We start from the raw sequence: 13,746 nt of genomic DNA on the forward strand, positions 1-13,746 counted from the left end.
TCACTCCCCTTCGGGTTCGACGATCAGGAGCGCGGCGTCCCGCGCGACGGTCGCGCCCGCACGGGCGCGCAGTTCTCGGACGGTGCCGTCCACCGGTGCGGTGAGGACGTGCTCCATCTTCATCGCCTCGACGACGACGAGCCGGTCGCCGGCGGCGACCCGCTGCCCCTCGGTGACCTCGACGACGGTCACCGTGCCGGGCATCGGCGACAGCACCGGGCCACCCGCACCGGCGGCGGCCTCGGCGGCCGCGGCGTCGAGCGGGGCCTGCTCGCGCACCGCCCAGCTCCGGCCGTCGCGGCCGAGCCAGAGGGTCTCGCCGTCGCGGGCGACGGCGTAGGTGCGCGTGAGGCCGTCGACGGCGGCGACCAGCTCGTGGGGGCTGCGGCGGCGGACGGCGGCCGCGACCGGCTCGCCCTCCCCGACGACCACCACGCCGTCGGCCGCCCGGCCCCGCACCCTGACCTCGACCGGCTCGTGCCCGGAGACGGCCGTCTTCCAGGTCGTCCACGCGGGCTCGCCGATCCGCCAGCCGCCGGGCACGTCGAACGGGTCGACGACCGGACCGGCCGGCTCCAGCTCGTCGAGCGCGTGGACGGCGGCGGCCGCGAGGACGTCGTGCGGCAGGTCCTCGCGGGTCCACTCCTCGACCCGGCGCCCCACCAGCCCGGTGTCCAGCCGGGCGGCGCGGACGTCCTCGTCGGCGAGCAGCGCGCGCAGGAAGCCCACGTTGGTGCCCAGGCCGAGCAGGACGGTGTCGCGCAGCGCGGCGTCGAGCCGGCGGATCGCCTCCGCGCGGTCGGCGCCGTGGGCGATGACCTTGGCCAGCATCGGGTCGTAGTCGGAGCCGACGACGCCGCCCTCGGCGATGCCGGCGTCCACCCGCACGCCCGACGGCGGCGCCCAGCGCAGCACGCGCCCGCCGGTCGGCAGGAAGCCGGCCGCCGGGTCCTCGGCGTAGACGCGGACCTCGACGGCGTGCCCGGTGAGCGCGACGTCGTCCTGCGTGATCGGCAGCGGCTCCCCGGCGGCCACGCGCAGCTGCAGCTCGACCAGGTCGAGACCGGTGACCAGCTCGGTGACCGGGTGCTCGACCTGCAGCCGGGTGTTCATTTCCATGAAGAAGAACTCGTCGGGCGCGTCGGCGCCGACGATGAACTCGACGGTGCCCGCGCCGCGGTACCCGCACGCCCGGGCGGCCTCGCAGGCCGCCTCGCCCATCGCGGCGCGCTGCGCCTCGGTGAGCAGGGCCGACGGCGCCTCCTCGACGATCTTCTGGTGGCGCCGCTGCAGCGAGCACTCGCGCTCGCCGAGGTGGATCACGGCGCCGTGCGCGTCGGCCAGCACCTGGATCTCGATGTGGCGCGGGGTGGTGACGAGCCGCTCGACGAGCAGCGTGTCGTCGCCGAAGGACGCCTTCGCCTCGCGGCGGGCGGTGGCGATCGAGGCCGACAGCGAGGCGGCGTCGTGCACCTCGTGCATGCCCTTGCCGCCGCCCCCGGCGCTCGGCTTGAGCAGCACCGGGTAACCGACCTGCTCGACGGCCAGCGCGAGCGCGGCGTCGTCGAGACCGGCCCCGTCGGAGCCCGGGACGACCGGGACGCCCGCCTTGGCGACGGTCTGCTTGGCGCGGATCTTGTCGCCCATCGCCTCGATCGCCGAGGACGGCGGGCCGACGAACACCAGCCCCGCCTCCTCGCACGCCGCGGCGAACGCGGTGTTCTCGGACAGGAAGCCGTAGCCGGGGTGGATCGCCTGCGCCCCGGTGGCGCGGGCGGCCTCGATGACCGCGGGGATGGAGAGGTAGCTCTGCGCGGCGGCGGCGGGCCCGATCCGCACGGCGACGTCGGCCGTCGTGACGTGCGGGGACCCGGCGTCGGCGTCCGAGTAGACGGCCACCGACCGGATGCCCAGGCGGCGCAGGGTGCCGATCACGCGGACGGCGATCTCCCCGCGGTTGGCGACGAGCACGGTGTCGAACATGGGCCTCACATCCGGAAGACGCCGAAGGCCGGATCGGCCAGGGGCGCGTTGGCGGCGGCGGACAGGGACAGGCCGAGCACGGTGCGGGTGTCGAGCGGGTCGATGACGCCGTCGTCCCAGAGCCGGGCTGTGGAGTAGTACGGGTGGCCCTGGGTCTCGTACTGGTCGCGGATCGTGGTCGGATCGGCCCCGACGGTGCTCAGCACGGTGGCCGCCTGCTCCCCGCCCATGACCGAGATGCGGGCGCCCGGCCACATGAACAGGAACCGGGGCGAGTACGCCCGCCCGCACATCGCGTAGTTGCCGGCGCCGAACGAGCCGCCGATGACGACCGTGAACTTCGGGACGCGGGTGGAGGCGACGGCGGTGACCATCTTGGCGCCGTTCTTCGCGATGCCGCCCGCCTCGTACTCGCGGCCGACCATGAACCCGGAGATGTTCTGCAGGAACACCAGCGGGATGCCGCGCTGGTCGCACAGCTCCACGAAGTGCGCGCCCTTGAGCGCGGACTCGGAGAACAGGATGCCGTTGTTCGCGACGATCCCGACCTGGTGGCCGTGGATGCGGGCGAAGCCGGTGACGAGGGTGGTGCCGTACTCGGACTTGAACTCGTGGAACCGCGAGCCGTCGACGACGCGGGTGATGACCTCGCGCACGTCGTAGGGGATGCGTGAGTCGGTGGGGACGACGTCGTAGAGCTCGGCGGGGTCGGCGAGGGGCTCCTCGGTGGGCGCGACGTCCCACGGCCGCGGCGCGCGCGGGCCGAGCGTGCCGACGATCCGGCGGACGATCGACAGCGCGTGCGCGTCGTCGTCGGCCAGGTGGTCGGTGACTCCGGAGGTCTTCGAGTGCAGGTCGCCGCCGCCCAGCTCCTCGGCGGTGACCACCTCCCCGGTGGCCGCCTTCACCAGCGGCGGACCGCCCAGGAAGATCGTGCCCTGGTTGCGGACGATCACGGCCTCGTCGCTCATGGCCGGCACGTACGCGCCGCCCGCGGTGCACGAGCCCAGCACCGCGGCGATCTGCGGGATGCCCAGGCCCGACATCTGTGCCTGGTTGTAGAAGATCCGGCCGAAGTGCTCGCGGTCGGGGAACACCTGGTCCTGCTCGGGCAGGTAGGCGCCGCCGGAGTCGACGAGGTAGAGGCAGGGGAGCCGGTTCTGCAGCGCCACCTCCTGCGCCCGCAGGTGCTTCTTCACCGTCATCGGGTAGTAGGTGCCGCCCTTGACGGTGGCGTCGTTGGCGACGATGACGCACTCGCGCCCCGCCACCCGCCCGACGCCGGTGATGATCCCGGCCCCCGGGGCGTCGCCGCCGTACAGGCCGTGCGCGGCCAGCGGCGAGAGCTCCAGGAACGGGCTCGACGGGTCGACCAGCGAGTCGACGCGGTCGCGCGGGAGCAGCTTGCCCCGTTCGACGTGCCGGATCCGTGACCGCTCGGGGCCGCCCAGACGGGCGGTGGCGAGCTGGGCGTGCAGGTCATCGACCAGCTCTCGATGACCCGTGAGCGTGGCTGTCACCCTCGACCTCCTCGGTTAGCGCTTGTTAACAAGGTTAGCGCTTGTTCACCGCGGGCGCTAGGGTGGACAGATGGTGGCGACCCGGTCCCGGCGCGAGCAGATCCTCGCCGTGGCCGCGCAGCTGTTCGCCCGCCACGGCTTCCACGGCGTGAGCATCGCCGACCTCGGCGCCGCCGTCGGCGTCAGCGGGCCGGCGCTCTACCGGCACTTCCCCGGCAAGGAGGCCCTGCTCTCCGAGCTGCTCGTGGGCATCAGCGAGCACCTGCTGGCGGGCGGGCAGGAGCGGGCCGCCGCGTCCGACGACCCGCACGAGGTCCTCGACGCGCTCGTCGACTTCCAGGCCGCGTTCGCCCTGAGCGAGCCGGAGCTGATCGTCGTGCAGGACCGCGACCTGGCCAACCTCCCGCCCGCGGCCCGGCGCCGGGTCCGGCGGCTGCAGCGCACCTACGTCGAGATCTGGGTCGACACGCTGCGCCGCGTGCACCCCGGCTTGTCCGCCGAGGACGCGCGGGTCGCCGCGCACGGCGCGTTCGGCCTGCTCAACTCCACGCCGCACGCCGGGCGCTCCCCCGAGGCGGCCGCCCTGCTGCGCCGCATGGCCCGCGCCGCGCTCACCGGCCTGGACACCGTCGCGTCGTGACCGGGCCCTGCTCCCCCGGCGACCAGGCCGCGGTGGTGCGGGTGCTGCGCGAGGCGTTCGCCCAGCACGTGGTCGCGGGGGAGGACGGCACCGAGGACGGCCCCGACGCCCGGCACGTCTGGTACGTCGACGGGCTCGACGGCACGAGCAACGTCGCGCACGGCATCCCCTGGTACTGCGTGCCGCGGGCCGCGGACGCGGGGCCACCGGCAACGGCGTGCCGCTGCGGGTCGACGGCACCGACCGCGTGGACCGCGCGGTCGTCGTCAGCCAGGTCCAGTCGTCGGACCGCGCCGGGATCCACGAGTTCGTCGTCCTGTTCGAGGCGCTGATGAACGCCGCGGGACACCTCACGGCCTACGTCGAGCGCGCGATGGCGCCGTGGGACATCACCGCGGGGCAGCTCCTGGTGGAGGAGGCGGGCGGGCGGCTCACCGACTTCGCCGGCGCGCGCGTCGCGGAGCCGGGCACCACCGACGTCGTCGCGACGAACGGGGCCGTCCACGACGAGCTCCTGGGCGTCCTGCCCCGGTAGCATCACCGCGCAACCAGTCGTTCCCAGTGGTGCGGGCGGCCCCTCCCGGCCGATCGGAGCCCTCTCGTGAACACGGTCGCGACCCACGCCGGCGTCACCTCGGAGTCCGGGCACGACGCCCTGCGCGCCGACATCCGCCGGCTCTCCACGATGCTCGGGCGCACGCTCGTGCACCACGGCGGCCCCGAGCTGCTGGAGCTGGTGGAGCAGGTCCGCCACGGCTCCCGCGACGGCGACGCGCAGGCGCTGCTGTCCGGGCTCGACGCGGGCACGGCCGTGGCGCTGGCCCGGGCGTTCTCGCAGTACTTCCAGCTGGCCAACATCGCCGAGCAGCGCCACCGGGCGAAGGAGATCGCCGCCGTCGACGGCCGCGGCCCGCTGCGCCGGGTGATGGAGCGCGTCGCGCAGGAGTGCGACCGCGACGAGGTGCAGGAGGTGCTGGCCCGCGCCGAGCTGCGCCCGGTGTTCACCGCGCACCCCACCGAGTCGTCGCGGCAGTCGGTGCTGGCGATCCTGCGCCGCGTCGCCGACGGCCTCGACCGCGGCGCCACCGACGACGCGCTGGAGGCGCTCGTCGAGCTGCTGTGGCAGACCGACGAGCTGCGCCCGGGCAAGCCCACCGTCGCCGACGAGGCACGCGCGATCGGCTGGTACATGGAGCAGCTGGGCCGCGGCGCGGTGCCGGAGCTGCTCGCCGAGTACGAGCGCGAGGTGCGCGCCGCCGGGTTCGAGGTGCCGCCGGGGACCGGTCCGCTGGTGCTCGGCTGCTGGGTCGGCGGCGACCGCGACGGCAACCCCAACGTCACCCCGGCCGTCACGCGCGAGGTCCTGGAGCTCTACTCCGACCGGGCGCTGCGCATCCACGAGGGCCTGGTCGAGGAGCTCATCCAGGAGCTGTCGATCAGCACGCGGGTGATCGGGGTGTCGGAGGAGCTGCGGTCGTCGCTGGCCCGCGACCGGCGCGCGCTGCCCGGGGTCCACGACCGGTTCATCCGGCTCAACGCCACCGAGCCCTACCGGCTCAAGCTCTCCTACGTGCAGGCGCGCCTGGCCAACACGCGCACCCGCGACGGGCACGTACCCGGCCGCGACTACCTCGGCCCCGAGGCCTACCTCGAGGACCTCGCGGTCGTCGACCGCTCCCTGCGCGGGCACCTCGGCGGGCGCATCGCCGACGGCACGCTGGCCCGTGCGCTGCGCACCGGCCGCGCGCTCGGGCTGCACCTGGCCGAGCTCGACGTCCGCGAGCACAGTCAGCGCCACCACGACGCACTCGGCGCCGTCTACGACGCACTGGGCGAGCTGGAGCAGCCCTACGCCTCCCTCTCGCGGGAGCAGCGCACGGAGCTCCTGTCGCGGGAGCTCGACGGCGGCCGCCCGCTGGTGCGCCGCCACTACGGCCTGCCGGCCGAGGCCGTCGACGTGCTCGGCGTGTTCGACCTGCTGCACGAGGTGCAGCACCGCTACGGCCCGCAGGTCGCGCGCACCTACATCGTGTCGATGTGCCAGGGCGTCGACGACCTGCTCGCCGTCGCCGTGCTGGCGCGCGAGGCCTTCATGGTGGAGCTGCAGCGCGACCCGCGCTCGTCGATCGACCTCGTGCCGCTGTTCGAGACCGTCGAGGAGCTGTGCCAGGCGGGCGACCTCCTCGACGGCCTGCTCTCGGTGCCCGGCTACCGCCAGCACGTGCGCAACCGCGGTGACCTGCAGGAGGTCATGCTCGGCTACTCCGACTCCAACAAGGGCGCGGGCATCACGACCTCGCAGTGGGAGATCCACCGGGCCCAGCGCCAGCTCCGCGACATCGGGGCCAAGCACGGGGTGCGGCTGCGGCTGTTCCACGGGCGCGGCGGATCGGTCGGGCGCGGCGGCGGGCCGTCGGCGGAGGCGGTGGCGTCGGCGCCCTACGGCTCGGTCGACGCGACGATGAAGGTCACCGAGCAGGGCGAGGTCGTCTCCGACAAGTACTCGCTGCCCGCGCTCGCGCACGACAACCTGGAGATCATGCTGGCGGCGGTGCTGGAGGCCACGCTGCTGCACCGGGCCTCGCGCTGGGACGACCCGTCGCTGGAGCGCTTCGACGACACGATGGACCTGGTCAGCGACGCCGCCCGCGCCGCCTACCGCGGGCTCGTCGGGCAGCCGGGGCTGCCGGACTTCTTCTCCGCGGCCACGCCCGTCGACGAGCTGGGCGAGCTCAACGTCGGCTCCCGCCCGTCGCGGCGGCCCGGCAAGGGCGCGGCCACCCTAGACGACCTGCGCGCGATCCCGTGGGTGTTCGGCTGGACGCAGACGCGGATGGTCGTGCCCGGCTGGTACGGACTGGGCAGCGGGCTGGCCGCGGCGCGGGAGGCCGGGCACGGGCCGGTGCTCGAGGAGATGCGGGAGTGGGCGTTCTTCGCCAACCTGCTGGGCAACGTCGAGATGACGCTGGCCAAGACCGACCTCGGCATCGCGCGGCGCTACGTCGACGAGCTCGTCGACCCGTCGCTGCACCCGATCTTCGACGACATCGTGGCCGAGCACGCGCTCACGCTGCGGGAGGTGCTGCGCCTGACCGGCTCGCCGACGCTGCTCGCCCGCTACCCGGTCCTGCGCGGCACCCTCGCCGTGCGCGACTCCTACCTACAGCCGCTGCACCACCTGCAGGTCGAGCTGCTCGCCCAGCGCCGACGCACCGACCAGCCCGACGCCGACGTGCACCGCGCCCTGCTCCTCACGATCAACGGCATCGCGGCGGGGCTGCGCAACACCGGCTGAGCCGGTCTACTCGGCGCGGCGCACCGTGGCGCCCTCGCCCGTCGTCCCGCGGTTGACGCCGACCAGTCCGCGCTTCCCGGGGTCGCCGCCGTAGGCCTCCTGCATGCGCGGGCCGGCGGCGGTCAGCCCGCCGTCGACGGTGATCGCCTCGCCCGTGACGAACCGCGACGCGTCACCGGCGAGGAAGGCGATCACCTCGGCGACGTCCTCGGGGCGGCCGAGGTCGGGCCACGGCTGCGCGCCCGCCATGACCTCCGCGGCGCCGACGCCGTCGCCGACCAGCGGCGTCACGACGAGGCCGGGGCAGACGGTGTTGACGCGGATGCGCTCGGGGCCGAGCTCGGTGGCCGCCGTGCGCCCGAGGTTGATCACCGCGGCCTTGGCCGCGGAGTACGCCTGCGGACCGGCGCCCGCGGCGAGGCCCGCGATCGACCCGAGGTTGACGATCGACCCGCCGCGCCCGCGCATCGCCCGCGCCCCGTGCTTGATGCCGAGGAACACCCCGCGCACGAGCACGGCGAACGTGTAGTCCCAGTCGTCGACCTCGATGTCGGTGAGGCGGCCGAACGCGCCGCCGACGCCGGCGTTGTTGACGACGCAGTCGACGTGCCCGAACGCCTCCACGCAGGCGCCCACCGCCGTCTCGACGTCGGCCTCGCGGGCGACGTCGGTGCGCACGAACCGCACGTCGTCGCCGAAGCCCGCGGCCGCGGCCTCCCCGCTGGCGGCGTTGTAGTCGGCGAGCACCACCCGCCACCCGCCCGTCACGAGCCGGGTGACCGTGGCCAGCCCGATCCCGCTCGCCCCACCCGTGACCACTGCCGCGCGTCGTTCCGTCATGCCGCGATCGTGTCAGGGTCGGGTGGCGCCGTGGCGGGTGTGCTCGGAGCAGGTCGTGGCGTCAGACCGAGGCGTGCTCCCGCCGGTGGCTGGGCGCGGGCGCGGGCCAGCCGGGCCGCACCAGCAGGCGCAGCCCGTTGAGGCAGACCAGCACGGTGGAGAGCTCGTGCCCGGCCACCCCGATCGCCAGGGGCAGGGTCGCGACCAGGTCCCAGGTGACCAGCACGACGATCACGGCCGCGGCGAACGCCAGGTTGGCCCGGGCGATCCGCTGCGCGCGGCGGGCCAGCGCCAGCAGCGGCGGCAGGGAGCCGAGGGGGTCGCGCAGCAGCACGCCGTCGGAGGCCTGCACCGCGAGCGCCCCCGCGCCCTCCCCGACGGCCAGCCCGGCGTCGGCCGTGGCGAGCAGCGGGGCGTCGTTGATGCCGTCGCCGACCGCGAGCACCCGCCGCCCGCCGCCCTGCCACTGCGCCACGACGGCGGCCTTGCCCTCGGGCAGCAGGCCGGCGCGCACGTCGTCGACGCCCAGCTCGCGGCCGATGCGCGCGGCCGGCGCCGGGGCGTCGCCGGTGAGCAGGACGGGCGGGGTGCCGACGGTGGCGGTCAGCGCCGCGAGGGCGTCGGCGGCGCCGGGGCGCAGGGCGTCGGCCAGGGCCAGCACGCCGGCCGGTTCGCCGCCGACCAGCACGACGACGGTGGTCCGCCCGGCGTCCTCGTGGCGGGTGACCGCGGCGCGGGCCCCGGCGTGGCCGCTCCCGTCCAGCAGCGACGGACGCCCGACGACGACCTCCACCCCGGAGACGACCGCCCGTACCCCGACGCCGGGCAGCGCGTCGAACGCGGCGGCGGCGGGGACCCGCAGGTGGGCCGCGGCTTCGCGGACGGCGCGGCCGAGCACGTGCTCGCTGCCGGACTCGGCCGCGGCGGCCAGCGCCAGCACCCCGTCGCGCCCGCCGTCCCCCGCGAGCCGGGCCGTGGTGGCGACCGTGTCGGGGTGGCCGAGCGCCTCCACCGCCACCAGCTCGGGGCGCCCGCGGGTGACGGTGCCGGTCTTGTCCAGCGCCACGGCGTCGACGACGGCCAGCGCCTCGACCACGGTGGCGTCGCGCAGCAGCACGCCGCGCCGACCGGCCACCGCGATCGCGGCGAGCAGCGGCGGCATGGTCGCGAGCACGACCGCGCACGGCGAGGCGACGATCATGAACGTCATCGCGCGCAGCAGCGTCGGCTCGAACTCCGCGCCGAACAGGAGCGGCCCGCCCAGCAGCGCCAGCGCCCCGGCGACGACGGCCACCGAGTACCGCTGCTCGATGCGCTCGATCCACAGCTGCCGCCCGGCCTTGGTCTCCGTGGCCCGCTCGACCTGCGCGGCGATGCCGGCGACGACCGAGTCGGCCGGGTCGCGCTCGACGCGGACCCGCAGCGTGCCGGTGCCGTTGACGGTGCCGGCGTGCACGTCGTCGCCGGTGGCGCGGGGCACCGGCACGGGCTCGCCCGTCAGCCCGGCGGTGTCGACGTCGCTCGCACCGCCGACCACGCGTCCGTCGGCGGGGATCTTCTCCCCGGGCCGCACGACGACCTCGTCGCCGACGGTGAGCGCGTCGGCCCGGACGACGCGCTCGGAGTCCGCGAGCGTCGCCGTCTCGGGGGCGAGGTCGAGCAGGGTGTGGATGCTGCGCTCGGTGCGCGCGGTCATCACGGCCTCCAGCGCGCCGGAGCTCGCGAAGATCACGATGAGCAGGCCGCCGTCGAGGGGCTGGCCGATCGCGGCGGCGGCGAGGGCGGCCACGACCATGAGCAGGTCGACGTCCAGGCGCCGCTCGCCCAGCGCCCGCACGCCCTCGACCAGCGGTTCCCAGCCGCCCGCGAGGTAGCAGACCGCGTAGAGCGCGACGACCGCGGCGCCCGGCGCCCCGAGCAGGTCGGCGGGCACGGCCAGCGCGAACGCGGCGAGGGAGAGCAGGGCCCAGCGGACCTCGGGCATCGACCACATGCGAGCCACCATAGCTGCGCAGGTGCGCAGGTATGCAGACCGGCTCGGTCAGAGGTGGGTGCTTCAGGGCGGTGTGCAGGTAGTCTGGCCGCGTGCACGACGGCATCCCCGGCTTCGCGATGCCGCACGCCGACGACGTCCGGCGGGCGGCCGACTCGCTGCGCCTGCTCGCCGACCCCACCCGCATCAAGATCCTCTGGGCCCTGCTGCACGGCGAGGAGTCGGTGGCGTGCCTGGCCGACCTCGTCGGCGCCAGCCCCACCGCGGTGAGCCAGCACTTGGCCAAGCTGCGGCTCGCGGGCCTGGTCGAGGGCCGGCGCGAGGGCACCTTCATCTACTACTCGGCGGGTGACGGGGTGCGTGGGGTGCTGGCCGAGGCTCTGCGGCTCGGCCAGCCGGCGGCGGTGCAGCGGTAGCTCCTGCGTCCATCGGTGATCACCGCGGTCGGCGGATCGGTGATCGTCGGAAATGTGGCGTGAGGGTCGCGCGGAGGGCCGTGGTGGTGTGGTCCCGCCGATCACCAGCGCTGGTCGGGTCGGTGATCGCCGGGAGTGTGACGTCCCGGCCCCCGCCGCGACCGTGAGTGCGCACTCCCGAGGATCACTGCGCTGGCTCGGGTCGGAGCGGCGGGGAGGGTGACGTCTTGGCCCTCCGCGCGACGGTGGCGGCGCACTTCCGACGATCACCGCGCTCGGTCGGGTCGGGAGCGGCGGGGAAGGTGACGTCCCGGCCCTCCGGGCGACCGCGGGGGTGCACTGCCGACGATCATGCTGCAGGTTCTCAGCCTCGGTGTGCCGCCGGGCCGGTCGCAGCGGCAGCCAGTCCCCCTCCGCCGACGGCCTCCGGAGGTGGGTCGGTGATCGACGAGTGTGTGCCGTGAGGGCGGCCGGACGGCCGTGGTGTGACGTCCCGGCCCTCCGCGCGACCGTGGTGGCGCACTCCCGGCGATCACGTCGTCCGGCTCAGCCCGCCTGCTTCACCGCCAGCTCCGCGACGGCCTGGCGGGCGGCGGCCGGGTCGGCGGCGGCGCAGGCGGCCTCCGCGCGCTCGCGGCAGTCCTCCAGGCTCGCGCCGGCGAGCGAGGCCCCGACGGCGGCCAGCGCGCCGGCGCCCATCGACAGCGTCGCCATCCCGAGCCCGACCAGCACCGGGGCGAGGGCGGGGTCGGCGGCGGCCTCACCGCACACCCCGACCGGCGTGCCGGTGGCGGCCGAGGCCTCGCCGAGCAGGCGGAGCAGGCGCAGGAGGGCGGGCTGCCAGGGGTCGTTGAGGGCCGCGACCGGGCCGGACTGGCGGTCGGCGGCGAACAGGTACTGGGCCAGGTCGTTGGTGCCGACGCTGGCGAAGTCGACCTCGGCGAGCACCTCGTGGGCGGTCAGGACGGCCGCGGGGACCTCGATCATCACTCCGGCCGAGCGGATGCCGTGCTCCCGGCAGCGCGCGACGAACCAGCGGGCCTCCTCCGCGGTGGCGACCATCGGGGCCATCACCTTGAGCTCGGCGCCGGTCTCGGCGGCCGCGGCGGCGAGCGTCGCGAGCTGGCGGTCGAGCACGTCGGAGCCGGGGCCGGGCACGCGCGCCACGCGCAGCCCGCGCACACCCAGCGCCGGGTTCGGCTCGCCGTCGAGGGTGAGGAACGGGAGGGGCTTGTCGGCGCCCGCGTCGAGCGTGCGCGCGGTGACCGGCAGACCGGCGAACGCGGCCAGCACCCCCGCGTAGACCTCGTGCTGGCGCGCGACCGACGGCTCCTCGGCCGCGGAGAGGAACGCGAGCTCGGTCCGGAACAGCCCGACACCCTGCGCGCGCAGCCCGGCCGCCGTGACCGCCCCCTTCGCCTCGCCGACGTTGGCCAGCAGCGGCACCCCGTGCCCGTCGGACGTGCGCCCGACGCCGTCCCACTCAGCCGCGACGACGGCGCCGTTCTCCTGCTCGACCACCTCGGTCACCTCCTGCACCACGCCCGTCGCCCCGTCGACGACGACCGCGGCGCCCTCGGCGATCGAGGTGGCGCCCGCGCAGCCGACGACCGCGGGGATGCCGAGCGAGCGGGCCAGGATCGCGGTGTGGCTGGTCGGGCCGCCCTGCTCGGTGACCAGCGCCAGCGCGATGCCGGGGCGCAGGCCCGCGGTGTCGGCCGGGGCGAGGTCGGCGGCGACGAGGACGCACGGGGCGTCGAGGTCGGCGACGCCCGGCGCGGGCAGGCCGAGGAGCTCGGCGACGATCCGGTCGCGCACGTCGTGGATGTCGCGGGCGCGCTCGGCCATGTAGCCGCCCATGCCGGTGAGCAGGTCGGCGAACGCGCCGGCCGCCTCGTACACAGCGCGGGCGGCGGGGCGCCCGCCGCCGGTGACCAGGTCGCGGGCGTAGTCGAGGAGGGCGGGGTCGGTGACCATCGCGACGGTCGCCTCCAGCACGTCCCGTGCGTCGCCCGTGACCGTGGCCGCGCGGGCCTCCAGGCGGGCGGCGACGACGGCGACGGCCGGGGCGATGCGCGCCGCCTCCGCCGCCGGGTCCAGCGGCGCCGGGCCCACCGGGGGCTCGCCGGGCGCGTCGGCGACCCGGACCACCCGTCCGCTCGCACGCCCGCTGCTCGCCGGGATCCCGCTCAGTGTCCGCATGTCCGCTCCAGATGACTTCGTCGTGACCCGTTGACAAACACAGTAAAACCCACATACTCGGACACAAGCAAGCACCAAGTCGGGAGCAAACAAAGATGTATGCAGCGGAGCGGCAGCAGTGGCTGCTGAACCGGGCCCGTGAGGCCGGTCGGGTGGACGTCGCCGCCACGGCGGACGAGCTCGACGTCACCCCCGAGACGATCCGGCGCGACCTCGGCGCCCTGGAGCGCCAGGGCCTGCTGCGCCGCGTGCACGGCGGGGCCATCCCGGCCGACCTGCTCGGCTTCGAGCCCGGCATCTCCACCCGCGACGCCGTCGCCACGCAGGAGAAGGACCGCATCGCCAAGGCGGCCCTGGACGAGCTCGACGGTGCCTCCACCGTGCTGCTCGACGCCGGCACGACGACGGCCCGGCTCGCCGCGCTGCTCCCCGCGGACCGCGAGCTCACCGTCGTCACCAACGCCCTGCCGATCGCCTCGGTCCTCGCCGCGCGGCCCAACGTCACGCTGCTGCTGCTCGGCGGCCGGGTGCGCGGCACGACGATGGCCACCGTCGACGAGTGGGCGCTCGACGTCCTCGGCGACCTGACGGCCGACGTCGCCTTCCTCGGCACCAACGGCTTCTCCGTGGAGCGCGGGCTCACCACGCCCGACCGCGCCGAGGCCGCCGCCAAGAAGGCGATGCTCGCGGCCTCCCGTCGCACGGTGGTGCTGGCCGACTCGGCCAAGCACGGCGCCGACCAGTTCGTGCGCTTCGGCCGGCTGGACCAGGTCGACGCGCTGATCACCGACACCGGTCTGACGGCGGCCGACGCGGCCGCGCTGTCGGCCGCCGGACCGAGAGTGGTGCGCGCCTAA

10 protein-coding genes and 1 pseudogene are annotated in these 13,746 nt (G+C 75.5%); 6 read left to right on the forward strand and 5 right to left on the reverse strand.

Annotation, left to right across the window (positions count from 1 at the left end; genetic code table 11):
* Together I4I82_RS15160 and I4I82_RS15165 are read right to left on the reverse strand one after the other, a co-directional pair.
* Entirely contained in the window at positions 1-1,983 is a 1,983-nt protein-coding gene (locus tag I4I82_RS15160) for an ATP-binding protein (RefSeq protein ID WP_218589284.1), read from the reverse strand.
* 5 nt (positions 1,984-1,988) lie between these two features.
* The gene (locus tag I4I82_RS15165) at positions 1,989-3,503 is read right to left on the reverse strand and encodes a carboxyl transferase domain-containing protein (RefSeq protein WP_218589285.1); all 1,515 of its coding nucleotides are present in this window, start codon (positions 3,501-3,503) and stop codon (positions 1,989-1,991) included.
* A gap of 70 nt (positions 3,504-3,573) precedes the next feature.
* Here I4I82_RS15165 and I4I82_RS15170 point away from each other — a divergent pair, with 70 nt between their 5' ends.
* The 4 genes and pseudogenes from I4I82_RS15170 to ppc all read left to right on the forward strand — a co-directional run bounded on the left by I4I82_RS15170 (position 3,574) and on the right by ppc (position 7,438).
* Positions 3,574-4,143 carry an SACE_7040 family transcriptional regulator gene (locus I4I82_RS15170; protein ID WP_218589286.1) on the forward strand — a complete coding sequence of 190 codons (570 nt, stop codon included), beginning with the start codon at positions 3,574-3,576 and terminating at the stop codon, positions 4,141-4,143.
* Between the two features lie 41 nt (positions 4,144-4,184).
* Positions 4,185-4,313 (forward strand): annotated as a pseudogene (locus tag I4I82_RS34985) (hypothetical protein); the annotation flags it as partial.
* Between the two features lie 5 nt (positions 4,314-4,318).
* Entirely contained in the window at positions 4,319-4,678 is a 360-nt protein-coding gene (locus tag I4I82_RS15175) for an inositol monophosphatase family protein (RefSeq protein WP_267460517.1), read from the forward strand.
* A 66-nt stretch (positions 4,679-4,744) separates the two neighbouring features.
* Positions 4,745-7,438: a phosphoenolpyruvate carboxylase gene (gene ppc, locus I4I82_RS15180; RefSeq protein WP_226370070.1), complete on the forward strand. Its 2,694-nt coding sequence runs from the start codon at positions 4,745-4,747 to the stop codon at positions 7,436-7,438.
* A gap of 6 nt (positions 7,439-7,444) precedes the next feature.
* Here the strand turns inward: ppc and I4I82_RS15185 are convergent, their stop codons facing one another.
* Together I4I82_RS15185 and I4I82_RS15190 are read right to left on the reverse strand one after the other, a co-directional pair.
* The gene (locus I4I82_RS15185) at positions 7,445-8,278 is read right to left on the reverse strand and encodes an SDR family NAD(P)-dependent oxidoreductase (RefSeq protein WP_218589289.1); all 834 of its coding nucleotides are present in this window, start codon (positions 8,276-8,278) and stop codon (positions 7,445-7,447) included.
* 61 nt (positions 8,279-8,339) lie between these two features.
* Positions 8,340-10,271: a heavy metal translocating P-type ATPase gene (locus tag I4I82_RS15190; RefSeq protein ID WP_225920605.1), complete on the reverse strand. Its 1,932-nt coding sequence runs from the start codon at positions 10,269-10,271 to the stop codon at positions 8,340-8,342.
* Between the two features lie 119 nt (positions 10,272-10,390).
* Between I4I82_RS15190 and I4I82_RS15195 the strand changes: the two genes are divergently transcribed.
* Positions 10,391-10,687: an ArsR/SmtB family transcription factor gene (locus tag I4I82_RS15195; protein WP_225921642.1), complete on the forward strand. Its 297-nt coding sequence runs from the start codon at positions 10,391-10,393 to the stop codon at positions 10,685-10,687.
* A 546-nt stretch (positions 10,688-11,233) separates the two neighbouring features.
* Here the strand turns inward: I4I82_RS15195 and I4I82_RS15200 are convergent.
* Entirely contained in the window at positions 11,234-12,889 is a 1,656-nt protein-coding gene (locus I4I82_RS15200; protein ID WP_218589292.1) for a putative PEP-binding protein, read from the reverse strand.
* A 95-nt stretch (positions 12,890-12,984) separates the two neighbouring features.
* Between I4I82_RS15200 and I4I82_RS15205 the strand changes: the two genes are divergently transcribed.
* Complete coding sequence (locus I4I82_RS15205) at positions 12,985-13,746, forward strand: DeoR/GlpR family DNA-binding transcription regulator (protein WP_218589293.1); 762 nt, start codon at positions 12,985-12,987, stop codon at positions 13,744-13,746.

It is taken from the genome of Pseudonocardia oceani (assembly GCF_019263585.2).
Classification (GTDB): domain Bacteria; phylum Actinomycetota; class Actinomycetes; order Mycobacteriales; family Pseudonocardiaceae; genus Pseudonocardia; species Pseudonocardia oceani.